This is a genomic window from Pseudomonas sp. N40(2020) (assembly GCF_014472415.1).
In the GTDB taxonomy this organism is placed as follows: Bacteria; Pseudomonadota; Gammaproteobacteria; order Pseudomonadales; family Pseudomonadaceae; genus Aquipseudomonas.
This window is the reverse complement of the sequence record NZ_JACSZV010000021.1, coordinates 64,620-89,433: the sequence shown is the minus strand read 5'-3', so window position 1 is coordinate 89,433 and position 24,814 is coordinate 64,620. Positions and strand designations below refer to the sequence as shown.

Annotated in this window: 19 protein-coding genes; 17 read left to right on the top strand and 2 right to left on the bottom strand. The window is 59.2% G+C overall.

Translation table 11 applies throughout. The annotated features are described in order from the left end of the window. The first annotated feature begins 40 nt into the window (after positions 1-40). The 15 genes from dksA to IAI51_RS15310 all read left to right on the top strand — a co-directional run bounded on the left by dksA (position 41) and on the right by IAI51_RS15310 (position 20,359). Entirely contained in the window at positions 41-484 is a 444-nt protein-coding gene (gene dksA, locus IAI51_RS15380; protein WP_007909922.1) for an RNA polymerase-binding protein DksA, read from the top strand. A 190-nt stretch (positions 485-674) separates the two neighbouring features. Next, positions 675-1,571, top strand: coding sequence for a tRNA glutamyl-Q(34) synthetase GluQRS (gene gluQRS, locus IAI51_RS15375; protein ID WP_187679242.1), 897 nt, complete (start codon positions 675-677; stop codon positions 1,569-1,571). Between the two features lie 77 nt (positions 1,572-1,648). Continuing rightward, the gene (locus IAI51_RS15370; protein WP_003176118.1) at positions 1,649-1,825 is read left to right on the top strand and encodes a hypothetical protein; all 177 of its coding nucleotides are present in this window, start codon (positions 1,649-1,651) and stop codon (positions 1,823-1,825) included. Then, the gene (locus tag IAI51_RS15365) at positions 1,809-4,763 is read left to right on the top strand and encodes a sensor histidine kinase (protein ID WP_187679241.1); all 2,955 of its coding nucleotides are present in this window, start codon (positions 1,809-1,811) and stop codon (positions 4,761-4,763) included. The genes IAI51_RS15370 and IAI51_RS15365 overlap by 17 nt, the downstream gene beginning before the upstream one ends. A 22-nt stretch (positions 4,764-4,785) precedes the next feature. Further along, entirely contained in the window at positions 4,786-6,222 is a 1,437-nt protein-coding gene (locus IAI51_RS15360; RefSeq protein WP_187679240.1) for a sigma-54-dependent transcriptional regulator, read from the top strand. A gap of 734 nt (positions 6,223-6,956) precedes the next feature. After that, on the top strand, positions 6,957-8,360 hold the full coding sequence (locus IAI51_RS15355) for a polynucleotide adenylyltransferase PcnB (RefSeq protein WP_187679239.1): 1,404 nt from the start codon (positions 6,957-6,959) through the stop codon (positions 8,358-8,360). A 3-nt stretch (positions 8,361-8,363) separates the two neighbouring features. Beyond that, a complete protein-coding gene (gene folK, locus IAI51_RS15350) occupies positions 8,364-8,849 on the top strand; it encodes a 2-amino-4-hydroxy-6-hydroxymethyldihydropteridine diphosphokinase (RefSeq protein WP_187679238.1) in 486 nt (161 codons plus the stop codon). 301 nt (positions 8,850-9,150) lie between these two features. Continuing rightward, complete coding sequence (panB, locus tag IAI51_RS15345) at positions 9,151-9,951, top strand: 3-methyl-2-oxobutanoate hydroxymethyltransferase (RefSeq protein ID WP_187679237.1); 801 nt, start codon at positions 9,151-9,153, stop codon at positions 9,949-9,951. Beyond that, a complete protein-coding gene (panC, locus tag IAI51_RS15340; RefSeq protein ID WP_187679236.1) occupies positions 9,948-10,808 on the top strand; it encodes a pantoate--beta-alanine ligase in 861 nt (286 codons plus the stop codon). The genes panB and panC overlap by 4 nt, the downstream gene beginning before the upstream one ends. Before the next feature lie 343 nt (positions 10,809-11,151). After that, the gene (pgi, locus tag IAI51_RS15335; protein ID WP_187679235.1) at positions 11,152-12,816 is read left to right on the top strand and encodes a glucose-6-phosphate isomerase; all 1,665 of its coding nucleotides are present in this window, start codon (positions 11,152-11,154) and stop codon (positions 12,814-12,816) included. A 190-nt stretch (positions 12,817-13,006) separates the two neighbouring features. After that, the gene (gene acs / locus IAI51_RS15330; RefSeq protein WP_187679234.1) at positions 13,007-14,944 is read left to right on the top strand and encodes an acetate--CoA ligase; all 1,938 of its coding nucleotides are present in this window, start codon (positions 13,007-13,009) and stop codon (positions 14,942-14,944) included. Positions 14,945-14,995: 51 nt separating this feature from the next. Continuing rightward, a complete protein-coding gene (locus tag IAI51_RS15325) occupies positions 14,996-15,868 on the top strand; it encodes an oxygenase MpaB family protein (RefSeq protein WP_187679233.1) in 873 nt (290 codons plus the stop codon). Positions 15,869-15,960: 92 nt separating this feature from the next. Beyond that, positions 15,961-16,977: a class I SAM-dependent rRNA methyltransferase gene (locus IAI51_RS15320; RefSeq protein WP_187679232.1), complete on the top strand. Its 1,017-nt coding sequence runs from the start codon at positions 15,961-15,963 to the stop codon at positions 16,975-16,977. A gap of 134 nt (positions 16,978-17,111) precedes the next feature. Beyond that, the gene (locus IAI51_RS15315) at positions 17,112-20,063 is read left to right on the top strand and encodes a DUF748 domain-containing protein (RefSeq protein WP_187679231.1); all 2,952 of its coding nucleotides are present in this window, start codon (positions 17,112-17,114) and stop codon (positions 20,061-20,063) included. After that, complete coding sequence (locus IAI51_RS15310; RefSeq protein WP_187679230.1) at positions 20,063-20,359, top strand: DUF2845 domain-containing protein; 297 nt, start codon at positions 20,063-20,065, stop codon at positions 20,357-20,359. Before IAI51_RS15315 ends, IAI51_RS15310 begins: the two co-directional genes overlap by 1 nt. A 223-nt stretch (positions 20,360-20,582) precedes the next feature. Here IAI51_RS15310 and IAI51_RS15305 read toward each other — a convergent pair whose 3' ends face one another. Together IAI51_RS15305 and IAI51_RS15300 are read right to left on the bottom strand one after the other, a co-directional pair. Next, a complete protein-coding gene (locus IAI51_RS15305) occupies positions 20,583-20,939 on the bottom strand; it encodes a BON domain-containing protein (protein WP_187679229.1) in 357 nt (118 codons plus the stop codon). 296 nt (positions 20,940-21,235) lie between these two features. After that, positions 21,236-21,667, bottom strand: a complete 432-nt coding sequence (locus tag IAI51_RS15300; protein WP_187679228.1) for a pilin — start codon at positions 21,665-21,667, stop codon at positions 21,236-21,238. Positions 21,668-21,893: 226 nt separating this feature from the next. On the opposite strand from IAI51_RS15300, the gene pilB reads away from it, so the two are divergent. Then, positions 21,894-23,594, top strand: a complete 1,701-nt coding sequence (pilB, locus tag IAI51_RS15295) for a type IV-A pilus assembly ATPase PilB (RefSeq protein WP_187679227.1) — start codon at positions 21,894-21,896, stop codon at positions 23,592-23,594. A gap of 2 nt (positions 23,595-23,596) precedes the next feature. Then, positions 23,597-24,814, top strand: coding sequence for a type II secretion system F family protein (locus IAI51_RS15290; RefSeq protein WP_187679226.1), 1,218 nt, complete (start codon positions 23,597-23,599; stop codon positions 24,812-24,814).

Below are 24,814 nucleotides of genomic sequence, written 5' to 3'. Positions count from 1 at the left end.
TCCTGCGCAATGGATTACAAGAGTAGAGGCGGTCCATTTCATGCCCACCCAAGCAAAGCAACAGCAGCAAACAGCGATCAGTGGCTTCGAACCTTATGTTCAGGCCAAAGACGAAGAGTACATGGGCAAGCCCATGCGCGCGCACTTCACCAAGATCCTGACCAAGTGGAAACTGGACTTGATGCAGGAAGTCGACCGCACTGTTGATCACATGAAGGACGAAGCAGCCAACTTCCCCGACCCGGCCGACCGTGCCAGTCAGGAAGAAGAGTTCGCCCTCGAACTGCGCGCCCGTGATCGCGAGCGCAAGCTGATCAAGAAGATCGACAAGACTCTGCAACTGATCGAAGACGGCGAATACGGATGGTGTGATTCCTGCGGCATCGAGATCGGCGTCAAGCGCCTCGAAGCCCGCCCGACAGCCGACATGTGCGTCGACTGCAAGAACCTCGCTGAAATCAAGGAAAAGCAGGTCGGCAAGTAATCTCGACCTGAACGAAAAACGGAGCGTGCGAACGCTCCGTTTTTGTTTCTGCCTTTTGCCTGTGTAGGAGTGAGCCTGCTCGCGATCACGGTAGATCAGTCAATAATGATGTTGATTGTCACACTGCTATCGCGAGCAGGCTCACTCCTACAAGTTGACCTGCGCACGCCCTGAAAAGTAGTTTCGCCCAATGACTGCCAAGACATCCCCCGCCTACATCGGCCGTTTCGCCCCAACCCCAAGTGGCCACCTGCACTTCGGTTCGCTGGTTGCCGCCCTCGCCTCTTATCTTGATGCACGTTCGGTTGGCGGACGTTGGCTGGTGCGCATGGAAGATCTCGACCCGCCCCGTGAAGAACCCGGTGCACAAGCGGCGATCCTCAAGGCCCTGGAAAGCTACGGTTTCGAATGGGACGGCGAGATGGTGCGCCAAAGTGATCGGCACGACGCGTATGCCGAAGTGCTCAACAGCCTGTTCAATCATGGCCTGGCCTACGCCTGCACCTGCTCGCGCAAACAGCTGGAGCCCTATGACGGGATTTATCCGGGGCTGTGCCGCAATGCCGGACACGACCAGCAGGACGCGGCGATCCGCCTGCGCGTGCCGGAACTCGAATACCACTTCATCGACCGGGTGCAGGGCGAATACCGACAGCATTTGGGCCGTGATGTCGGCGATTTCGTGATTCGCCGTCGCGACGGCCTCTATGCCTATCAATTGGCCGTGGTGCTCGACGATGCCTGGCAAGGCGTTACCGACATCGTACGCGGCGCCGACCTGCTCGACTCCACGCCACGCCAGCTCTATCTGCAAGAACTGTTGGGCCTGCGTCAGCCGCGTTATCTGCACCTGCCGTTGATCACCCAGCCGGACGGCAACAAGCTCGGCAAGTCCTACCGCTCGCCGCCGCTGGAAGCCGACCAAGCCACGCCGTTGCTGCTGCGGGCCTTGCGCGCACTGGGGCAAAACCCCGGCGCCGAACTGGCACATGCATCGCCGCAGGAACTGCTCAACTGGGGCAGCGCCCATTGGGATGCCAGCAAGATCCCGCGCACACTGACCCTGCCCGAAGCGCAACTGCTATGACGACACTTGCAGTCGCGCCGCCATCCGTTACCATCGCCGCACGTTTTCGGGCACGCGCATAAAAAAGAGAGGCCGGGATGTACATCTATCGCTTGGTCCTGCTTTTGGTCGTGGGGATCTATCTGTTTTCTCCCGCCATCATGGATTGGTGGATCGACGCTACGGGCGCCTGGTATCGCCCCTATCTGCTCTGGCTGATCCTGATTGTCGTGACCTTCATCCTGCAGAGCCAAAAAGATGCCGATGAGCTTTAGCCTGACCCAGATGATCCTGGTCAGCGCCGCCTACCTGGCGGTGCTGTTCGGCGTAGCCTGGATCAGCGAACGGGGCATGATCCCCCGGGCGATCATTCGCCACCCGTTGACTTACACCCTGTCGCTGGGGGTCTATGCCAGTGCCTGGGCGTTCTACGGCACGGTTGGCCTGGCCTATCAGTACGGCTACGGCTTTCTCTCCAGTTATCTCGGGGTGTCCGGCGCGTTTCTGCTGGCGCCGGTGTTGCTCTATCCAATTCTGAAAATCACCCGCACCTATCAACTGTCGTCGTTGGCGGATCTGTTTGCGTTCCGTTTTCGCAGCACTTGGGCCGGGGCACTGACCACGATTTTCATGCTGATCGGCGTCTTGCCGCTGCTGGCATTACAGATTCAGGCAGTGGCCGACTCCATCGGCATTCTCACCGGTGAACCGATTCAAAGCCGCGTGGCGCTGGCATTCTGTGCGTTGATCATTCTGTTCACGATCTTCTTTGGCTCGCGCCACATCGCCACCCGCGAGAAACACGAAGGGCTGGTGTTCGCGATTGCCTTTGAGTCGGTGATCAAACTGATCGCCCTCGGCGGCGTTGGCCTGTACGCCCTCTATGGCGTGTTCGACGGCCCGCAACAGCTGGAACTCTGGCTGCTGCAAAACCAGACCGCCCTCGCCGCATTGCACACGCCGTTGCAGGAAGGCCCGTGGCGCACGTTGCTGCTGGTGTTCTTCGCCTCGGCGATCGTGATGCCGCACATGTATCACATGACCTTTACCGAGAACCTCAACCCGCGCTCACTGGTGAGTGCCAGTTGGGGCCTGCCGCTGTTCCTGTTGTTGATGAGTCTGGCGGTGCCGCTGATCCTGTGGGCCGGCCTCAAGCTTGGTGCCACGACCGATCCGGAATACTTCACCCTCGGCATCGGCATTGCCGCCAACAGCAAGCCTTTGGCATTGCTCGCCTACGTTGGTGGCCTGTCGGCGGCCAGCGGCTTGATCATCGTCACCACCCTGGCGTTGTCGGGCATGGCCCTGAACCACCTGGTGCTGCCGCTTTATCAGCCACCGGCCGAAGGCAATATCTACCGCTGGCTGAAGTGGACGCGCCGGGCGCTGATCGTCGCGATCATCATGGCTGGTTTCTGCTTCTATCTGCTGCTCGGCGCCGGGCAGGATCTGGCCAACCTGGGCATCGTGGCCTTCGTAGCGACCCTGCAATTCCTGCCGGGCGTGCTGTCGGTGCTGTACTGGCCGACCGCCAACCGTCGCGGCTTTATTGCCGGTCTGCTGGCCGGGATTCTGGTCTGGGTGATCACCATGCTGTTGCCGCTGGTCGGCAATCTGCAGGGTTTCTACATTCCGCTGCTGAACATGATTTACGTGCTGGACGACACCAGTTGGCACATGGCTGCCATCGCGTCACTGGCCGCCAACGTATTGATGTTCACCCTGATTTCGCTGTTCACCAACGCCAGTCCCGAAGAAGCCAGCGCCGCCGAAGCCTGCGCGGTGGATAACGTGCGCCGCCCGCAACGCCGGGAACTGCACGCTGCCTCGCCACAGGAATTCGCCACGCAACTGGCCAAACCACTGGGTGCCAAGGCTGCGCAGAAAGAAGTCGAACAGGCGCTGCGTGACCTTTATTTGCCATTCGATGAACGCCGCCCTTACGCCTTGCGCCGTCTGCGCGACCGTATCGAAGCCAACCTTTCCGGGCTGATGGGCCCAAGTGTGGCGCAGGACATGGTCGAAACCTTCCTGCCGTACAAGGCCGGCGGCGAAAACTATGTCACCGAAGACATTCACTTCATCGAAAGCCGCCTCGAGGATTACCACTCGCGCCTCACAGGTCTGGCCGCCGAGCTCGACGCCCTGCGCCGCTACCACCGCCAGACCCTGCAGGAATTGCCGATGGGCGTCTGCTCGCTGGCCAAGGATCAAGAGATCCTGATGTGGAACAAGGCCATGGAGGAGCTGACCGGGATCGCCGCGCAACGGGTGGTCGGTTCCCGCCTGAGCACCATCGGCAATCCGTGGAAAGAATTGCTGCAAGGCTTCATCAACTTGCCTGACGAGCATTTGCACAAACAGCACCTGGCGCTCGATGGCCAGACCCGCTGGCTGAACCTGCACAAAGCCGCAATCGACGAGCCCTTGGCGCCGGGTAACAGTGGTTTGGTGTTGCTGGTGGAAGATCTGACTGAAACCCAGATGCTCGAAGACAAATTGGTGCACTCCGAGCGCCTGGCGAGCATCGGTCGTCTTGCGGCCGGTGTGGCCCACGAAATCGGTAACCCGATCACCGGCATCGCCTGTCTGGCGCAGAACCTGCGCGAAGAACGCGAAGACGATGGCGAGCTGACGGAAATCAGCGGGCAGATCCTCGAACAGACCAAACGCGTGTCACGTATCGTTCAGTCGCTGATGAGTTTTGCCCATGCCGGCAGCCATCAGCACAGCGACGAGCCCGTTTGTCTGGCGGAAGTGGCCCAGGACGCCATCGGCCTGCTGGCCCTGAACCGACGCAATTTCGAAGTGCAGTTCTACAACCTGTGCGATCCGGATCACTGGGTCGAAGGTGATCCGCAGCGACTCGCCCAGGTCCTCATCAATCTGCTCTCCAACGCCCGTGACGCGTCGCCTGCGGGCAGTGCGGTGCGGGTCAAGAGCGAAGCCGGCGAACACACGGTCGATCTGATCGTCGAGGACGAAGGCAGTGGTATTCCGAAGAACATCATGGACCGATTGTTCGAACCCTTCTTCACCACCAAGGATCCTGGCGAAGGCACCGGTCTGGGCCTTGCACTGGTCTATTCCATCGTTGAAGAGCATTATGGACAAATCACCATCGACAGCCCGGCTGATGTACAAAGCCAACGCGGCACCCGTATCCGGGTGACCTTACCGCGTCATGTCGAAGCGACGTCCGCTGTGAACTGAGACCGTCGAGAGTATCGAATCAATGCCGCACATTTTGATCGTCGAAGACGAAACAATTATCCGCTCCGCCTTGCGCCGCCTGCTGGAACGTAACCAGTACCAGGTCAGCGAAGCCGGTTCAGTGCAGGAAGCACAAGAACGCTTCACCATTCCTACGTTCGATCTGATCGTCAGCGATCTGCGCCTGCCGGGTGCGCCGGGTACCGAGCTGATCAAGCTTGGCCAGGGCACGCCGGTGCTGATCATGACCAGTTACGCCAGCCTGCGCTCGGCGGTCGACTCGATGAAGATGGGCGCGGTGGACTATATCGCCAAGCCTTTCGACCACGATGAAATGCTTCAGGCTGTCGCGCGGATTCTGCGAGACCGTCAGTCGGCGCCTGCTGCCGGCGAAGTTGTTACCGGTAAAACCGCCAATGGCAGCGGCAAAGCCGCCGTCGACAACAGCAACGGCGAAATCGGCATCATCGGCTCCTGTCCACCGATGCAGGACCTGTACAGCAAGATCCGCAAAGTGGCGCCGACCGATTCCAATGTTCTGATTCAGGGCGAATCCGGCACGGGTAAAGAGCTGGTTGCCCGCGCCCTGCACAACCTGTCGAAACGCGCCAAGGCGCCGATGATCTCGGTGAACTGCGCGGCCATCCCGGAAAGCCTGATCGAGTCCGAACTGTTCGGCCACGAGAAAGGCGCGTTCACTGGCGCCAGCGCCGGGCGTGCCGGTCTGGTGGAAGCGGCGGACGGTGGCACGCTATTCCTCGATGAGATCGGCGAATTGCCGCTGGAAGCCCAGGCTCGCCTGCTGCGTGTATTGCAGGAAGGCGAGATTCGCCGCGTTGGTTCGGTGCAGTCGCAGAAGGTCGATGTGCGTTTGATCGCCGCGACCCACCGCGACCTGAAGAGCCTGGCGAAAATCGGCCAGTTCCGTGAAGACCTTTATTACCGTCTGCACGTGATCGCGTTGAAACTGCCGGCCCTGCGCGAGCGTGGCGCCGACGTCAACGAAATCGCCAATGCTTTCCTCGCCCGCCAGAGTGCGCGCATCAACCGTACCGACCTGAAATTTGCCGCGGATGCCGAACAGGCGATCCGTCACTATTCCTGGCCGGGTAACGTGCGAGAACTGGAAAACGCCGTCGAGCGCGCGGTGATCCTCAGCGAGAGCCCGGAAATCTCCGCCGACCTGCTGGGCATCGATATCGAGCTGAGCGATCTGGAAGACGACGAATTCATTGGTCTGCCGCCACAGACGGCGGGTAACAGCAGCAACAGCAGCCATGAACCGACCGAAGATCTGTCGCTGGAAGACTACTTCCAGCACTTCGTGCTTGAGCATCAGGACCACATGACCGAGACCGAACTGGCGCGCAAACTGGGCGTCAGCCGTAAATGCCTGTGGGAACGCCGTCAGCGCTTGGGCATCCCACGGCGCAAGACCGGGGTCGCCAGCGAGAGCTGAACGTTACCTGTCGAGTGTGCGGGTAACGCATGAAGATGTGAAAAAACTGTTACCTCAGCCTTTCCACGTAACAGAAGCCGGGGTTATCGGTAACGAAACCCCGGCTTTTTTTCGCCCCTCTAAAACGGTTATATCGACCTAACCCCTTGTTTTATTGGCCTTCACAAAAGTTGGCACGGCACCTGCTATATGTTTGGTACAAGAACAATAACAAGCAATGCACAAGACAATAAAAATAAGACGAATCGACTCACGCACAATAAAAACAAGACGGCGAGAGGCGCAGCTAACTGATTCTTTTGGAGAGGCGTTGTATTTGGGGCTTGCCCCACGACCAGGCCGAGAACAACAAAAACTGTCCTAAGACAGAGCCTGTACTGGTTGGATCGAGAGATCACTGCAATTCAGCGACCAAAGCAATCCGTTTGCTCTTGGCTCCCGATTGGGAGGGTCATGAAGGAAAAGCTTCATGGCGAGGGCACTCAACAAAAACAAGAAGCCCGAATCAATAATAAAAAGAGCACGCAACTACTTCTTGGGGAGCTTCGGCTCCCCTTGTAGTTTCTCCCTCCCGGCAAAACTCCCCACATTTTCAAGGCTCGACGCCTGTAGCCCGCGGCTTGCAGCGTAAAACGGCTGCGTCCTACACCATCCCCCGACTAAATGCTAGAATCTGCGCCCATCATGCGGTCATTCTTTGGTTTGGCCGAACATTCCTTCAAACAGTGCATCCCATGCTGAAGAAGTTGTTCCAGTCATTCCGAGCTCCCGTGCGTCGTACGCAACACATCCGCAGCACCCCTGAAGTGCTCAACAGCGGCCAACATTCGCTGCAGAAAACGCAGTTCAGCCGCTACGCGGTCAATATCGTCGAACGCTTGCAGGGCGCCGGTTACCAGGCCTATCTGGTCGGCGGTTGCGTGCGTGACATGCTGTTGGGCATCACGCCCAAGGATTTCGACGTCGCCACCAGCGCCACCCCTGAGCAAGTCCGTGCCGAATTCCGCAATGCGCGAATCATCGGACGTCGCTTCAAACTGGTTCATATCCACTTCGGTCGCGAAATCATCGAAGTCGCGACCTTCCGCGCCAATCACCCGCTAAACGAAGACGACGAAGACAGCAACCAGTCTTCGCGTAACGAAAGCGGGCGAATTCTGCGCGACAACGTCTACGGCACCCTGGAAGAAGACGCGCAACGCCGCGACTTCACCATCAACGCCCTGTATTACGATCCGGTCAGCGAGCGCATTCTCGATTACGCCAATGGCGTACACGACATCCGCAATCATCTGATTCGTCTGATCGGCGACCCGAAGCAGCGCTATCAGGAAGACCCGGTGCGCATGCTGCGAGCCGTGCGTTTCGCCGCCAAGCTCAATTTCGGCATCGAGAAGCACACCGTCCAGCCGATCCGTGAACTGGCGCCGATGCTGCGCGAGATTCCGTCGGCACGCCTGTTCGAAGAAGTACTCAAGCTGTTTCTCTCCGGCCACGGCGCGATTACCTTCGAAATGCTGGTCGATCTGCAGCTGTTCGCCCCGCTGTTCCCGGCCAGTGCCGACGCACTGGAACACAACCCGGAATACACCCACACGCTGATCAGTGAAGCGCTGACCAACACCGATCTGCGGATCAAGCAGAACAAACCGGTAACCCCGGCGTTCCTGTTTGCCGCCATGCTCTGGCCTGCCCTGCCGGCCCGTGTGTTGCGTCTGCAAGAACGTGGCATGCCGCCGATTCCGGCCATGCAGGAAGCGGCGCACGAACTGATTGCCGAACAGTGCCAGCGCATTGCGATTCCGAAGCGCTTCACCATGCCGATCCGCGAAATCTGGGACATGCAGGAACGCCTGCCACGGCGCAGCGGCAAACGTGCCGATCTGCTGCTGGACAATCCACGTTTCCGCGCCGGTTACGACTTCCTGCTGTTGCGTGAAAGCGCTGGCGAGCAGACCGATGGCCTGGGCGAATGGTGGACCGATTATCAGGACGCCAACGACAGCGAGCGTCGCGACATGATCCGTGATCTGAGCGGCAAAGGTGATGACGCCAGCGGTGCTCCGCGCAAGCGTCGCCGCAGCAGCGGTTCCAAGCGCAAACGCACCGCCGGTGCTCCGAGCGCATCGGGCGAGTAAGGCATGGAACGTATCTACATCGGCATGGGCAGCAACCTCGCTGACCCAGCCGAACAATTGCGCAGCGCCGTCGAGGCGTTGGGGCAATTGTCGCTGACCACGCTGGCCGGCGTTTCAGCCTTCTACCAAAGCGACTCGTTGCTGCCGGGCCAACCGCGTTATACCAACGCGGTTGCAGCGCTCGAGAGCAATATGGCGCCGCTGGAACTGCTCGATGCCTTGCAAGCCATCGAGAACGATCAGGGCCGCGAACGTCTGGAGCGCTGGGGGCCGCGCACCCTGGATCTGGATATTCTGCTGTTCGGTGATAGGCTGATCGACGAGCCACGGCTGAAAGTCCCGCACTATCAAATTCAGGAACGTGCGTTCGTCCTCTATCCCCTCGCTGAACTGGCCCCGCAGGATCTGCGCCTGCCCGATGGCCGCACCCTCAACGACCTGCTCGCCGCCTGCCCGTTCGTCGGCCTCGAACGCATTCCCCACGCCTGACACAAATCCCCTGACGGACATCTTGTTTTTGTCGGACAAAATTCCTCCGAATCAAGCCCGCCGCAGCGCTGAATCGCATCAGTAACGCCGGTAACACTCCCCTCGTAACAACGCGGTAACACACGCAATTGACTTCCTAGGTTCTCCTCACGACTATAGGCGTCCCGCTGCCGCCAACACGGCACATACGGGCGCAATCCAGGCCTTATAAGCACGACAAAAGAGCGTGCGCCTGAGTAGATGAAGAATCACGCGCGTTACTCGCAGTAGTTTCCAGAGCGCCTGAACGAGGATTTTTTACATGCCAGCCATCACCCTGACCACGCTCCAGAGCCTCAAGCAGAAAGGTGAAAAGATCACCATGCTGACCTGCTATGACGCGACCTTCGCCCACGCCTGCAACGAGGCCGGTGTCGAAGTGCTGCTGGTGGGCGACTCCCTCGGCATGGTCCTGCAAGGTCATGACAGCACATTGCCGGTGACCACTGCGGAAATGGCCTACCACACCGCCTGCGTCAAACGCGGCAACAGCGATGCCCTGATCCTGGCCGACTTGCCGTTCATGGCCAACGCCACCCTCGAACAAACCATGAACAACAGCGCCATGCTGATGCAGGCCGGTGCGCACATGGTCAAGGTCGAAGGTCAGCTGTGGTTGGCCGAGTCGATTCGTCTGTTGGCCGAACGCGGTGTTCCGGTCTGCGCGCACATGGGGTTGACCCCGCAAGCGGTGAACATTCTCGGCGGCTACAAAGTGCAGGGCCGCAACGAGAACCAGGCGCGGCAGATGCGCGCTGATGCGATCTCGCTGGAGCAGGCAGGCGCATCGATGCTGCTGCTCGAATGCGTGCCGAGTGAACTGGCCGCTGAAATCAGTCAGGCCGTGAAGATTCCGGTCATCGGCATCGGCGCCGGTAGCGATACCGACGGCCAAGTACTGGTGCTGCACGACATGCTCGGCCTGTCGATCACCGGCCGCGTACCGAAGTTCGTTAAAAACTTCATGCAGGGTCAGGACAGCATCCAGTCCGCACTGAAGGCATACGTCAACGAAGTCAAAGGCGTTACTTTCCCTGGGATCGAACACGGATTCTCTGCATGAACACCGTTAAAACCGTACGCGAACTGCGCGCCGCCGTAGCCCGCGCCCGTAGCGAAGGCAAGCGCATCGGCTTCGTGCCGACCATGGGCAACCTGCACAGCGGCCACGTCGCACTGATCACCAAAGCCACCCAGCGGGTCGACTTCGTGGTGGCGAGCATTTTCGTCAATCCGCTGCAATTCGGCGCCGGCGAAGACCTCGACAAGTATCCGCGCACCCTGGCGGCGGATCAGGAAAAGCTGTTGGAAGCTGGCTGTTCGCTGCTGTTCGCGCCGACTGTCGAGGAAATGTACCCCGACGGCATGGCCGGACAGACCCGGGTCAGCGTGCCGCACCTCTCCGAAGGTCTGTGCGGCGCCAGCCGTCCGGGGCACTTCGAAGGCGTGGCGACGGTGGTCAGCAAACTGTTCAACATGGTCCAGCCGGATCTGGCGATTTTCGGCCAGAAGGATTTCCAGCAACTGGCGGTGATCCGCGCACTGGTGCATGACCTGAACATGCCGATCCAGATCATCGGCGAGCCGACCGTCCGTGCCGCCGATGGGTTGGCACTGTCGTCGCGCAACGGTTTCCTCAGCGAAGAACAACGTGCCGTAGCCCCGGTGGTCTATCGCACCCTGAGCACGATTGCCGAGTCGATCAAACAGGGTGAGCGGGATTTCCCGGCGCTGATCAGCGCGCAGCTGCAACAACTGGAAGCCGCAGGCCTGCGCCCGGATTACCTGGAGATTCGCCATGCTCTGACCTTGCGTCCGGCGACGGCTGAAGATCGCGATCTGGTGATTCTGGTCGCGGCGTTCCTCGGCACCACGCGGTTGATCGATAACCTGCACCTGAATCTCGATACGCCGACCTGAGAACACTGCAATATCACTGTGGGAGCGAGTTTGCTCGCGAATGCAATCTGTCAGATGACCAAGCGTCTACTGACACGACGCCTTCGCGAGCAAGCTCGCTCCCACAGTCGTTTGTGCTCAATTCAGTCTCGCTATTCTCCGTTTGTCGCCTCGTTACCGGTATCAATGTTAAAAAAGTACAGGGATCGGGTCAGACAAAGTCAAGACAGAACGCAGCGCGAGGTTTACTGTATTCGCCCTGTGTCCAGAAACCCTGTCGACGCAGTTGGCCCATGCCCAACCATGGCGTGCTGGCCTGTTCCGTGTTCAAAAGGCCGTTCAAGTAAAAAGGAAAACCGCAGCGATGGCGTACTACCGCACTCCTCACGACGTTACCGCTCTGCCTGCCTGGCAAGCGTTGAAAGACCACCGCCAAGCCATGCAGGATTTCAGCATGCGCGAGGCCTTCAACGCCGATCCGCAGCGCTTCAATCAGTTCACCCTCAGCAGCTGCGGACTGTTTCTCGACTATTCGAAGAATTTGATCAACGCCGAGACCCGCAATCTGTTGGTGGGTCTGGCCAATGAAGTCGATCTGAAGGGCGCGATCAAAGCGCTGTTCGACGGCGAAATCGTCAACTCGTCCGAAGGCCGCCCGGCACTGCACACCGCCCTGCGCCGCCCGGTGGGCGACAAATTGTCGGTCAACGGCGTCAATGTGATGCCGGAAGTCCACAAGGTTCTCAACCAGATCACCGATCTGGTCGGCCGCATCCACGACGGTCTGTGGCGCGGTTACACCGAGAAGCCGATCACCGACGTGGTCAACATCGGCATCGGTGGCTCGTTCCTCGGTCCTGAACTGGTGTCCGAAGCGTTGCTGTCCTACGCGCAGAAAGGCGTGCGTTGCCACTATCTGGCGAACATCGACGGCAGCGAGTTCCACGAACTGACGCAAAAACTGCGCGCCGAAACCACGCTGTTCATCGTTTCGTCGAAGTCGTTCAACACCCTCGAAACCCTGAAAAATGCTCAGGCCGCTCGCGCCTGGTACCTGGCTCAGGGCGGTTCGGAAGCCGAGTTGTATCGTCACTTCATCGCCGTATCGAGCAACAACGCCGCCGCCATTGCGTTCGGTATTCGTGAAGAAAACATCTTCCCGATGTGGGACTGGGTCGGCGGCCGTTACTCGCTGTGGTCGGCCATCGGTTTGCCGATCGCCCTGGCCATCGGCATGTCCAACTTCAAGGAACTGCTGTCCGGCGCATACACCATGGACCAGCATTTCCAGACCGCGCCCTTCGAACAGAACATGCCAGTGCTGCTGGCGCTGCTCGGCGTGTGGTACGGCAACTTCTGGGGCGCGCAAAGCCACGCGATCCTGCCGTACGACCATTACCTGCGTAACATCACCAAGCACTTGCAGCAATTGGACATGGAATCCAACGGCAAGAGCGTTCGTCAGGACGGCACTGCGGTGTCGACTGACACGGGTCCGGTGATCTGGGGCGGCGTCGGCTGTAACGGTCAGCACGCTTACCACCAGTTGCTGCATCAAGGCACCCAACTGATTCCGGCCGATTTCATCGTGCCGATCGTCAGCTTCAACCCGGTGTCTGACCACCACCAGTGGCTGTACGCCAACTGCCTGTCGCAGAGCCAGGCGCTGATGCTCGGCAAGACCCTGCCGGAAGCCGAAGCAGAACTGCGCGACAAAGGCGTGAGCGAAGAAGACGTGCACAAAATCGCACCGCACAAGGTGATCCCGGGCAACCGTCCGAGCAACACCCTTGTGGTCGAACGCATCAGCCCGCGTCGTCTCGGCGCGCTGGTTGCCATGTATGAGCACAAAGTGTTCGTGCAAAGCGTGGTCTGGGGCATCAACGCCTTCGACCAGTGGGGCGTGGAACTGGGCAAGGAACTGGGCAAAGGCGTTTACAACCGTCTGGTCGGCAGCGATGAAACGACCGCTGACGATCCTTCGACTCAGGGCCTGATCAACTACTTCCGCGGTCGTCACCGCGGTTGATTTGAAAGCGCCGTAGTCACCCTGTGGGAGCCAGCCTGCTGGCGATGGCGGTTGTTCATTCAGTATTGTTGCTGACTGACACCCCGCCTTCGCCAGCAGGCTCGCTCCCACAGTTGTTTTGTGGATGACTTGAACCTCTTGATCTCTCGGCGCATCTTTATTCTTCGCACAACAAGAATAAGGAACCGTCATGTTCGATATCAGCACGTTCCCCAAAGCCGATGCCGTCCGCCGGGCTGCTCAGTTGAGTCAGGACGACTACCGACGCCTGTACCGCGAATCCATTGAACACCCCAGCGTTTTCTGGGCCGAACAGGCCACCCGCTTCCTTGACTGGAGTACACCGTGGCAGACCGTTCAGCGCTATGACCTGAAAACCGGTGAAGCCGCCTGGTTTGCCGGCGGCCAACTGAACGTCAGTTACAACTGCATCGACCGCCATCTCGAACAGCGCGGCGATCAGACCGCCCTGCTCTGGGAAGGCGACGACCCTGCCGAATCGGCGCAAATCACCTATAAAAAACTTCATCACCACGTCTGCCGGCTGGCCAACGTGCTGAAAAACCGTGGCGTGAAGAAAGGCGACCGGGTGTGCATCTACATGCCGATGATCCCCGAAGCCGCCTACGCCATGCTCGCCTGCGCGAGGATCGGCGCGATTCATTCGGTGGTGTTCGGCGGCTTTTCCCCTGATTCACTGCGTGACCGCATTCTCGATGCCGATTGCCGCACCGTGATTACCGCCGACGAAGGCGTGCGCGGCGGCAAATTCGTGCCGCTGAAACAGAACGTCGATAAAGCCCTGCAAAATTGCCCGGCTGTCAGCACCGTCGTCGTAGTCGAGCGCACCCAGGGCAATGTGGACTGGGTCGAGGGCCGCGATCTCTGGTATCACCAGGCTGTGCGCGATGTCAGCGACGACTGCCCGCCAGAGCCGATGGACGCTGAAGACCCGCTGTTCATCCTCTACACCTCCGGCAGCACAGGCAAACCCAAAGGCGTGCTGCACACCACTGGCGGCTACTTGCTGCAAGCGGCGATGACTTTCAAGTACGTGCTCGACTACCGCGACGGCGAAGTGTTCTGGTGTACCGCCGACGTCGGTTGGGTCACCGGCCACAGCTACATCGTTTACGGCCCGCTGGCCAACGGAGCGACCACGCTGATGTTCGAAGGCGTGCCGAGTTATCCAAACAGCTCGCGTTTCTGGCAGGTGATCGACAAACACAAGGTCAACATCTTCTACACCGCGCCCACCGCGCTGCGCGCGTTGATGCGAGAAGGTGCGGAACCGCTGAAGGAAACTTCGCGCCAGAGCCTCAGATTACTCGGCAGCGTGGGTGAGCCAATCAACCCGGAAGCGTGGGAATGGTATTTCAATGTGGTCGGCGAACAGCGCTGCCCCATCGTCGATACCTGGTGGCAGACCGAAACCGGCGGCATCATGCTCAGCCCCTTGGTCAGTGCACAGCGGATCAAACCTGGCTGCGCCACACAGCCGATGTTCGGCGTGCAACCGGTGCTGCTCGATGAGCAGGGCAAGGAAATCAAAGGCGCTGGCAGCGGCGTGCTCGCCATCAAATCGAGTTGGCCGGCGCAGATCCGCAGCGTCTATGGCGACCCGCAGCGAATGGTCGACACCTATTTCAAACCCTACCCCGGCTATTACTTCACCGGCGACGGCGCCCGTCGCGACGAGGACGGCGACTACTGGATCACCGGGCGTATCGACGACGTGATCAACGTCTCCGGCCACCGTATCGGCACTGCCGAAGTGGAGAGCGCGCTGGTGCTGCACGACAGCATTGCCGAGGCCGCGGTGGTCGGTTATCCCCACGACGTCAAAGGCCAGGGCATCTACGCGTTCGTCACCCCCATGAACGGCACCGAACCGAATGATGAGCTGAAGAAAGAATTGCTGGCCCACGTCAGCAAAGAAATCGGCAGCTTCGCCAAACCGGACCTGATCCAGTGGGCGCCGGCCTTGCCGAAAACCCGCTCAGGCAAGATCATGCGGCGCATTCTGCGCAAGATCGCCTGCAACGAACTCGACAGCCTCGGCGACACCTCGACCCTGGCCGACCCGAGCGTGGTGCAAGGCCTGATCGACAAGCGCCTCAATCAGTAACATCCCGGGCGCGATCAACCGGTCGCGCCCGCTCTTCAACAATGAGTGGTCATGGAATTCATCCGCAGCCGTATCGAAACCCAACTCATGAGCCTGACCGGGTTATCTCTTGGTCAGCTCGACCTGGAAAATCCCAAGGGCGATCCCGGCCTGTTCGGCCCCGACTCGATCAGTTGGCAAGTGCACGGCGACTTCAGCAGCATGTTGATCGGCGGTATCAGTGCATTGTTGCTGCAAGCGCTGCATCCACTGGCGCTGGCCGGGGTCTGGGATCACTCGAACTTTCGCCAGGACATGCTCGGGCGATTGCGCCGTACCAGCCAGTTCGTGTCCGGCACCACCTTCGGCTCGCGGCGGGACGCCGAATGGCTGATCGAAAAAGTACGCACCATTCACCTGCAAGTGGTCGGCACTGCGCCGGATGGCCGAGCATATGCGGCCAGCGATCCGGATCTGCTGACGTGGGTGCATGTGGCGGAAGTCAGCAACTTCCTCGCCGCGCATTTGCGTTATCGCAATCCGCAGTTGTCGCCGGCGGATCAGGATCGTTATTACGCGGAGATCGCTGTGGTCGCCGAACGCCTGGGCGCCCGCGACGTGCCGAAGTCACGGCAAGCTGTGGCGGATTATCTGCAACGCATGCGCCCGCAATTGCTGTGCGATGAGCGCAGCCGCGAAGTCTTGCGTCTGCTGCTCGACGCGCCAGCCCCCAGTGTGTTGGCGCGGCCCTTTGGCGATCTGATGATGAAGGCCGGTATCGACCTGTTGCCGGACTGGGCCAGCGACATGCTCGATGTGCGGCAGGGTTCGCTGCAACGGCAACTGATCCGCGCCAGCGTCAGGCGCAGCGCGCCGATGTTGCGTTGGGCAATGCGCAATGGCTCGGTGCAACGGGCCAAACGGCGGATGGGCCTACTCACCTGACCTGCACACAGGTAATCGGTAATGCCTCAGGGCATCGGTAGCAGCACAATGCTAAACTCCCGCGCCCCAATTCTCACCAGCAAGGCGCACGCATGTCTTCCTTGAATCAGGCGCTGCGCGCCGCCCTCGACCAACGCCAGGACCTGCTCGCCGAGCTGCATAGCCAAGGCACCGATTGCTATCGGCTGTTCCACGGCAGCCAGGAAGGCGCCGGCGGCCTGACGATCGACCGCTACGGCCCGCAACTGCTGGTGCAAAGTTTTCACCAGACGCTGGAGCGTGACGATCTGCTGCAACTGCACGCCATGGTCAACCAGACCCTTGGATTTGAAACCTTGCTGGTCTACAACGACCGCTCCCGCGGCAACTCGCGTATCGACCGCGAAGACAGCGTCTATAAAGCCGACGACGCCGCGTTGGCCGATCTGACCGGCCACGAGTGGGGCCTGAACTACCGCGTTCGCGGACGCCATGCAGGGCAGGATCCGTTGCTGTTCCTCGACCTGCGCAACACCCGCGGCTGGGTCAAGGATCACGCCCGCGGCAAAAGCGTGCTCAACCTGTTCGCCTACACCTGCGGCGTTGGCCTCAGTGCCGCGGCAGGTGGTGCGCGTGAGGTGTGCAATCTGGACTTCGCCGAAGGCAACCTCGCAGTCGGTCGCGAAAATGGCCAGCTCAATCCGCAATTGCCCGAAATGGAATTTATCCAGTCCGATTACTTCCCTGCGATTCGCCAACTCGCCGGCCTGCCGATCAGCCAGCGGCGCGGGCAGAAACTGCCGAGCTATCAGCGCCTCGAACAACGCCAATACGATCTGGTGCTGCTTGATCCTCCAGCCTGGGCCAAGAGCGCATTCGGCACCGTCGACCTGCTGCGCGACTATCAGAGCCTGCTCAAACCGGCCCTGCTGACCACCGCCGACAACGGCGTGCTGATCTGTTGCAACAACCTGGCGAAAGTCAGCATGGACGACTGGCGTGAGCAGGTGTTGCGCTGCGCCGAGAAGGCCGGACGTCCGGTGCGCGAGTGGAGCGTAATGACGCCGGGCGCCGACTTCCCGTCAATGGATCAGCAGCCGCCGTTGAAAACCCTGATCCTGCAGCTCTGATCGCATCCCTTTGCAGGAGCTGCCGAAGGTTGCTCCTACAAAGATTGCGGAAAAATCTGAACAATCCTGTCCCACGCCATGTACTTCGGAACCAGAATCGCGTGCCATACTCCAAGGCACTCCGATTCAGACAGATGAAGCCGCACATGCCCAAAGGATTGATTCGCGCGATTGGCGCCCTGTTGACCGCTCTGGCCCTCTACAGCCTGCTGGGGTTTCTGATTTTGCCGGGCATCGCCCTGCGCGTGGCCAACCAACAACTGGCCAACTACGCCACGGTGCCTGCGCATATCCAGCGCATCGAACTCAATCCGTTCAGCCTTGAGGTCACCCTGTGGGGCCTGGTTATCGGCGAACCGGGCAAAGAGCAGGTCGGCTTCGAACGCCTGTACGCCAACCTGCAACTCGACAGCCTGTGGACAAAAGCGCTGCACCTGTCCGATATCGAGCTGGACAAATCCAAGACTGAAATCCTCTTCGCCAAAGACGGCAAGCTCAACCTGCTGGGCTTGTTCAAGCTGCCAGCCAGTGAACCGACTCCGACCGACCCGGATGCAAAACCGTTCCCGCTGCGCATCGACCGGATCAAACTGGCGGGTGGCGCCCTGCATTTCGAGGATGCGCGCCCTAGTGAGCCGATCGAGTTCCTTTACGACAAACTCGACTTCGAACTGAAAAACCTCAGCACCCTGCCCGAAGACAGCGCCGACATGACGCTGGTCGCCGCCGGCCCGGCCGGTGGGCAGATCGACTGGAAAGGCAACTTCAGCCTGATCCCGATTGCCTCCGAAGGCACACTGAAAATCACCGACGGCCAGATGAAATCCTTCTGGCCGTACGTGCGTGATGCGGTGCCACTGGTGCTGGAGAACGGCGTGGTCAGCCTCAGCACCGACTACAAGCTCAATCTGTCGAAAGAAACCGAACTGCTGCTGAACAACGTTGCGGTCAGCATCGCGCCGTTCGCCATCAAGGCACCGGACGGGCGCCCACTGGCAAAACTCGAACGCCTCGACATCAGCGACACCACCGTGGACCTGGCCAAACAGCAAGTGGTGGTCGGCAAGATCCGCAGCAACAAACTGGAAACCTGGGCCGCCCTCGAAGCCGACGGCCAACTGGACTGGCAGAAACTGTTCGCCAGCCAACCGTCGAAGCCCGCCGCCAAAGCCGCCGCCGAACCGGCCAGTACGCCGGCCGCCGCCGATTCGCCCAAGGCTGAATCCACTGCCCCGAGCAAGCCATGGCAGGTGCTGCTCAAAGATGTGCAGCTGCGCAACTACCAAGTGCATCTGGCTGACCGTTCGGCCAATCCACCGGTGGCGCTGGATGTCGGCCCGCTGAACGCTGACTTGCAGGATTTCGACAGCCTCAACGGTTCGCCCTTCAAGGTTAAACTCGATTCCGGGCTGGGCAAGCAAGGCAAGATCATGGCCGACGGCGTGGTCAATCTCGCGCCGGTCACCGCCCAGCTCAACGTGAAAACTCAGGACATCGACCTGCGTGTCGCGCAGTCCTACATCAATCCGTTCATTCGCCTCGAATTGCGCAGCGGCATGCTTGGCAGTGACCTCAAGGTCAATCTCAAGAGCACCGACCCGCTGGCGCTCAGCGTGACCGGCCGCGCTCAGATCGATCAACTGCACACCCTCGACACCCTGAAAACCCGCGACCTCCTCAAATGGCAGCAAGTGGTGGTGGAAGGCCTGAACTATCAGCACGGCGACAGCCTGTCGATCGACAAGGTCAACCTGTTCCAGCCGTATGTGCGTTTCATGATCAACGATGACCGCACCACCAACATCGACGACCTGCTGATTCCGCAGCCTGCCGACAGCGGCGCAAAAGCCGACGCCGCCAAACCGGCGAGCAAAGAAAAACCGCTGGGCATCCACATCGGCGGCATCGCAATCAATGACGGTTCGGCCAACTTTGCCGACTTCAGCCTGACCCCGAACTTCGCCACCGCCGTCCAGCAACTCAACGGCCAGATCGGCACCATCGACAGTCGACAGGTGAAACCGGCCACTGTCGATATCAAGGGCAAGGTTGATCGCTACGCGCCAGTGACCATCAAGGGTGCGGTCAATCCGTTCGACCCGATGGCAAGCCTCGATATCACCACCAGTTTCAAACGCGTCGAGCTGACCACACTGACGCCCTACTCCGGCAAATTCGCCGGTTACCGCATCCGCAAGGGCCGACTCAACCTCGACCTGCATTACCTGATCACCAAAGGCCAGTTGAAAGCCGAGAACAAAGTGGTGGTCGAGCAATTGCAACTCGGTGAAAAAGTCGACAGCCCGGACGCGACAAGCCTGCCGCTGAAATTGGCAATCGCGTTGCTCAAGGACGTCGACGGCAAGATTTCCATCGAGTTACCCGTGACGGGCGACTTGAACAATCCGCAGTTCAGCGTGATGCCGATTGTCTGGCAGACCCTGCGCAACCTGATCGTCAAAGCCGCTGCCGCGCCTTTCAAAATGATTGGCGGACTTGTCAGCGGTGGCGGTTCCGAAGACCTCGGCACAGTGTCGTTCGCGCCGGGGTCCAGCGAGTTGAACAAGGATGCCGAGAGTGCGCTGATCAAGCTATCCCAGGCACTCAAGGAACGTCCGGCCCTACGCCTGGAAATCGAGGGCGCCGCCGCCAAAAGCAGCGACGGTCCATTGCTCGCCGAGCAGCGCCTGGAACGTGAATACCAGTACAACTACTACAAGATGCTCCAGCGCCGTGGCGATAAAGTCCCGGCTCAGGCTTCCTTGATAGAAGTGCCGGACAGCGAGAAAGGCCCATTGCTCGAAGGCATCTATCGCACTCGCCTGAAGACTCAGCCGCCGGCCGAATGGAAGGATCTGGGCAAGGAAGAACGCACAGCGAAAATGCGCGAAGGCGTGATCAATTTCTGGAGCGGCAGCGATGTATTGCTGCGCCAGTTGGGCCAGGATCGCGCCAGCAGCATCAAGGATTATCTGGTGGATAAAGGTCAACTGGCTGACGAGCGCGTGTACTTCATCGACACCAATCTGGGCGAGGCTGAAAGCGATGGTCGGGTGGTGACGCAAATGCATCTGGATGCCGAGTGATGAAGCGCAAATGGCTGGCAGTGATGACACTGACACTCGTTGTTGGCCAAGCCTCGGCGTCGGATACGTTGCGTTGCGGCAGCCAACTGATCAGCCTTGACGACCGCGCAAGCGAAGTACTGCAAAAGTGCGGAGAGCCGGTCAGTCGCGATGCGCTGGGTTACAAGCGTAGCGCCAATCGCCGCGAAGAGTTTCAGGTCGAGGAATGGACCTACGGCCCGAGCAACGGCATGTATCAATACCTGCGCTTTGAAGGCAATCGTCTGCGCCAGATCAACAGCAAACGCGGCAACTGAAAATCAAAAGATCGCAGCGTTCGGCAGCTCCTGCAGGAAACCAATGAGCTGCCGAAGGCTGCGATCTTTTTGCTTTGTGAAATAAAACAGGCCCCGACACAAAGTGCCGGGGCCTGTAATGGTCACTTCCGTGTGACCGTTCGCATGAACTCTAAAGTTGCGGCAGACGTATTGCTCGGCCCGTCTGTCGCGCCTTCTCCCGGTCCAGGCGAGAAGTCATGCCTTACTCGGCTTTCAGGCCAGCAGCAGATACGTCTTTAACGCCCTTGATATTCTTGGCGATGTTCACTGCGGTTGTTTTCTGAGCCGCAGTTACCGGAGTGGTCGACGACAGAGATACAACACCTTGGTTGGTCTCAACTTTGATATCGGTGCCTGGAATGCCTTTTTCGGTAACCAGGTCAGTTTTGACTTTGGTGGTGATCCAGGTATCGGAAGTGTCTTGCTTCATCTCGGTGACTTCACCGGCGGCCAGAGTCATTGGAGCCTGGGTAGCCTGGGTGGATTGAGCGAATGCACCGGAAGCCATGGTCAGGGTCAGCGCGGTAGCAGCAGCGGCAGTGATAGCGAACTTCTTCATACGAGTAACTCCTGTTTTTCTGGAAAGTCTGCTGGATGTCTTGTCAGCAGGGTTACTGGAGATATTGCGAACGCTGTGCCAACTTTTCCAACAGGCTAAAAACCATATAAATCAAAGACTTATGAATATCTCAAATTTTCGGTTTCATGCAATTTGCATGACTCGCGCGATATTCACATGCAAGTTGCGGCTTTCCGAAAAGTTCCTAAGGTGCTGAAATTATTAGAGCTTTTGTGAAGTGCTGCGCAATGAAAAATGCCCCGCGTGGCGGGGCATTCATCAGACATGGCCTGACATTACGTACCGCTGGCAGTGCAGCCTTTTGGCGAGTAGTCCGGAGCCACTGTGGTACCACAGCTCCAAACGCCTGCGCCCGTGCCGGAGGAACGAGTCAGCGTGATAGTTTTGCCCAACACTGGCGCTGGAGCATTGGCGATCGTACAAACAATGGTTCCCGCACCGTCAGCGGCCGTACCTGAAGCCGTCAATGCACAATTTGAAGTGGTAGTGACCGCATCACCCTTCACGATTGCAAGCGTAGGGTTTGTCCCTTGATTGATGGTGTCCTCAAACGGCACTTTCAGTGCGCTGATTTCAGCCAGCCCCGCCGTCACCTTCGACCGCGCCTGATATTTCGAATACTGCGGCAGGGCGATAGTCGCCAGAATCCCGATGATTGCCACAACGATCAGCAGCTCGATCAGAGTAAAGCCTTGTTGTTTTTTCATAGACACGCTCCATGCATGAGTCGAATTCTCATGATCTGAGAAGGACTGAGCATAGCCCATGCCAAGCGCCTCAACGCCCTGCGCACTAGGCGGTTACCACGCTCGACGCAGCTTCCTACAACCTGTAACCGCACTATCTGACACTTTTTGTCACCTGCACCGGCCATGTTTGGCGCTGTCACTTGACTAGGCTATAAGTCATGAACTGCAAGCGTGCGGAATCCCCATGAATGACATCGCTCTGAGCGGTCTGGCCAAGCAATTGGTGCAGGCCGAACTGCTTACGGAAAAAAGCGCCCAGCAGGCCTGGCAACAGGCCCAGCGCAATCGACAGTCACTGGTCAGCTATCTGGTGCAGAACAAACTGGTGAAGAGCTGGCAGGTGGCCGAGATCGCCTCGGAGCACTTCGGCATGGCGTTCCTCGACCTCAATTGTCTGGACAAGGAAACCCAGCCCAAAGGCCTGGTCAGTGAAAAACTGGTACGCCAGCATCACGCCCTGCCCTTGTGGCGACGCGGTAACAAACTGTTCGTGGGGATTTCCGACCCGAGCAATCATCAAGCGATCAACGACATTCAGTTCAGCACCGGACTGAGCACCGAAGCCATTCTGGTAGAAGACGACAAGCTTACCGATGCCATCGAAAAATTCTTCGATACCCATGCCAGCGGTCTCGAAGACATGGCAGACGTCGATCTCGATGGCATCGATGTAGAAGCCATCGATGACAACAAACAGGACGCCATCGGCGGACTCGATGCCGACGATGCGCCGGTGGTGCGTTTCGTTCACAAGATGCTGCTGGACGCGATCAAGAGCGGCTCCTCCGACCTGCATTTCGAGCCTTACGAAAAGAACTACCGCGTGCGGGTACGCACCGACGGCATTCTGCGCGAGGTAGCCAAACCGCCCATCCAACTGGCCGGGCGAATCGCCGCACGCCTGAAAGTCATGGCCAGCCTCGACATCTCGGAACGGCGCAAACCGCAGGACGGGCGGATCAAGATGCGCCTGTCGAAGAGCAAGTCGATCGACTTCCGGGTCAACACCCTGCCGACCCTGTGGGGCGAAAAAGTGGTGATCCGGATTCTCGACCCGTCCAGCGCGCAGATGGGCATCGATGCACTCGGTTACGAGCCAGCGCAGAAAGATCTGTACATGGCCGCGCTCAAGCAGCCGCAAGGCATGATTCTGGTCACCGGCCCCACCGGCTCGGGTAAAACCGTGTCGCTGTATACCGGGCTGAATATTCTCAACACCGTCGACATCAACATCTCCACCGCCGAAGACCCGGTGGAGATCAACATGGAAGGCATCAACCAGGTCAACGTCAATCCCAAACAGGGGCTGGATTTCGCCCAGGCCCTGCGCTCGTTCCTGCGTCAGGACCCGGACGTGATCATGGTCGGCGAGATCCGTGACCTGGAAACCGCCGAGATTGCGATCAAGGCTGCGCAGACCGGTCACCTCGTGCTCTCGACCCTGCACACCAACAGCGCGGCGGAAACCCTCACCCGCCTGCACAACATGGGTATTCCCGGCTTCAACATCGCCACTTCGGTCAGCCTGATCATCGCCCAGCGGCTGGCGCGCAAGTTGTGCAGCCATTGCAAGAAAGCCATCGAGATCCCCCGCGAAACCCTGATCAAGGAGGGCTTCCCCGAGGAACGCATCGGCAGTTTCACGATCTACGAGCCGGTCGGTTGCGATCACTGCAACGGCGGTTACAAGGGACGCGTGGGGATTTATGAAGTGGTGAAGAACACACCAGACCTGCAACGGCTGATCATGGCCGAGGGCAATTCGCTGGAAATCGACATTCAGATGCGCCGCGACGGTTTCGACGACCTGCGCACTTCCGGTTTGCATAAAGCCATGCAAGGCATCACCAGCCTGGAAGAAATCAACCGGGTCACCAAGGACTGAATATGGCGGTCAAGGCAGCGAAAATCAGCGTCTACGCCTGGGAAGGCACGGACAAGAAAGGCAGCAAACTCAGTGGTGAATTGAGCGGTCTTAATCCGGCCCTGATCAAGGCGCAACTACGCAAACAGGGGATCAATCCGGGCAAGGTGCGCAAAAAATCGGCATCGATTCTGAGTTTCGGCAAACGCATCAAGGTCCGGGACATCGCGCTGTTTACCCGGCAAATGGCAACCATGATGAAGGCCGGAGTACCGCTGTTGCAGTCGTTCGACATCATCGGCGAGGGCTTCGAAAACCCGGCCATGCGCAAACTGGTGGACGAGGTGAAACAGGAGGTCGCCGCCGGTAACAGTTTCGCCAACGCCCTGCGCAAAAAGCCGCAATATTTCGACGAGTTGTATTGCAACCTGGTGGATGCCGGCGAACAGTCCGGCGCCCTCGATACGTTACTGGAGCGCGTGGCGACCTATAAGGAAAAAAGCGAAAGCCTCAAAGCCAAGATCAAAAAGGCCATGACCTACCCCACCGCCGTGGTGCTGGTGGCCGCCGTAGTGACCGGGATTCTGCTGGTGAAAGTGGTGCCGCAGTTCCAGTCGGTGTTTTCCGGATTCGGCGCCGAATTGCCGGGCTTTACCCTGATGGTGATCAGCCTCTCGGAATTCATGCAGCAATGGTGGTGGGCGATTCTGATCTTTCTGGTCGTGGCGTTTTTCGGCATTCGACATGCGCTGAAAACTTCCCAGGCCTTGCGCGACCGTCGCGACACCTGGCTGCTGAAGCTGCCGCTGGTGGGCACGCTGATGTACAAATCTGCCGTCGCTCGTTTCGCCCGAACCCTGTCGACTACCTTCGCCGCCGGGGTGCCGCTGGTCGAAGCGCTGGATTCGGTGGCCGGTGCCGCTGGCAACGTCGTGTTCAAGAGAGCGATTCTGCGGATCCGCCAGGATGTCTCCACCGGTATGCAGCTGAATTTTTCGATGCGCACCACCGGCGTGTTTCCCAACATGGCGGTGCAGATGACCGCAATCGGCGAAGAGTCCGGCGCGCTGGACGAGATGCTCGCCAAAGTCGCAGGGTTTTACGAGGACGAAGTGGATAACATGGTCGACAACCTCACCAGCCTCATGGAGCCGTTCATCATGGTGGTCCTGGGGGTGATCGTCGGTGGTCTGGTGGTGGCCATGTACCTGCCGATCTTCCAACTCGGCTCAGCGATCTGA

What these genes read in the sequence shown, in the direction of transcription:
- dksA (WP_007909922.1), top strand. Translation starts at nt 41, where the DNA reads ATGCCCACCCAAGCAAAGCAACAGCAGCAAACAGCGATCAGTGGCTTC.
- gluQRS (WP_187679242.1), top strand. Translation starts at nt 675, where the DNA reads ATGACTGCCAAGACATCCCCCGCCTACATCGGCCGTTTCGCCCCAACC.
- IAI51_RS15370 (WP_003176118.1), top strand. Translation starts at nt 1,649, where the DNA reads ATGTACATCTATCGCTTGGTCCTGCTTTTGGTCGTGGGGATCTATCTG.
- IAI51_RS15365 (WP_187679241.1), top strand. Translation starts at nt 1,809, where the DNA reads ATGCCGATGAGCTTTAGCCTGACCCAGATGATCCTGGTCAGCGCCGCC.
- IAI51_RS15360 (WP_187679240.1), top strand. Translation starts at nt 4,786, where the DNA reads ATGCCGCACATTTTGATCGTCGAAGACGAAACAATTATCCGCTCCGCC.
- IAI51_RS15355 (WP_187679239.1), top strand. Translation starts at nt 6,957, where the DNA reads ATGCTGAAGAAGTTGTTCCAGTCATTCCGAGCTCCCGTGCGTCGTACG.
- folK (WP_187679238.1), top strand. Translation starts at nt 8,364, where the DNA reads ATGGAACGTATCTACATCGGCATGGGCAGCAACCTCGCTGACCCAGCC.
- panB (WP_187679237.1), top strand. Translation starts at nt 9,151, where the DNA reads ATGCCAGCCATCACCCTGACCACGCTCCAGAGCCTCAAGCAGAAAGGT.
- panC (WP_187679236.1), top strand. Translation starts at nt 9,948, where the DNA reads ATGAACACCGTTAAAACCGTACGCGAACTGCGCGCCGCCGTAGCCCGC.
- pgi (WP_187679235.1), top strand. Translation starts at nt 11,152, where the DNA reads ATGGCGTACTACCGCACTCCTCACGACGTTACCGCTCTGCCTGCCTGG.
- acs (WP_187679234.1), top strand. Translation starts at nt 13,007, where the DNA reads ATGTTCGATATCAGCACGTTCCCCAAAGCCGATGCCGTCCGCCGGGCT.
- IAI51_RS15325 (WP_187679233.1), top strand. Translation starts at nt 14,996, where the DNA reads ATGGAATTCATCCGCAGCCGTATCGAAACCCAACTCATGAGCCTGACC.
- IAI51_RS15320 (WP_187679232.1), top strand. Translation starts at nt 15,961, where the DNA reads ATGTCTTCCTTGAATCAGGCGCTGCGCGCCGCCCTCGACCAACGCCAG.
- IAI51_RS15315 (WP_187679231.1), top strand. Translation starts at nt 17,112, where the DNA reads ATGAAGCCGCACATGCCCAAAGGATTGATTCGCGCGATTGGCGCCCTG.
- IAI51_RS15310 (WP_187679230.1), top strand. Translation starts at nt 20,063, where the DNA reads ATGAAGCGCAAATGGCTGGCAGTGATGACACTGACACTCGTTGTTGGC.
- IAI51_RS15305 (WP_187679229.1), bottom strand. Translation starts at nt 20,939, where the DNA reads ATGAAGAAGTTCGCTATCACTGCCGCTGCTGCTACCGCGCTGACCCTG.
- IAI51_RS15300 (WP_187679228.1), bottom strand. Translation starts at nt 21,667, where the DNA reads ATGAAAAAACAACAAGGCTTTACTCTGATCGAGCTGCTGATCGTTGTG.
- pilB (WP_187679227.1), top strand. Translation starts at nt 21,894, where the DNA reads ATGAATGACATCGCTCTGAGCGGTCTGGCCAAGCAATTGGTGCAGGCC.
- IAI51_RS15290 (WP_187679226.1), top strand. Translation starts at nt 23,597, where the DNA reads ATGGCGGTCAAGGCAGCGAAAATCAGCGTCTACGCCTGGGAAGGCACG.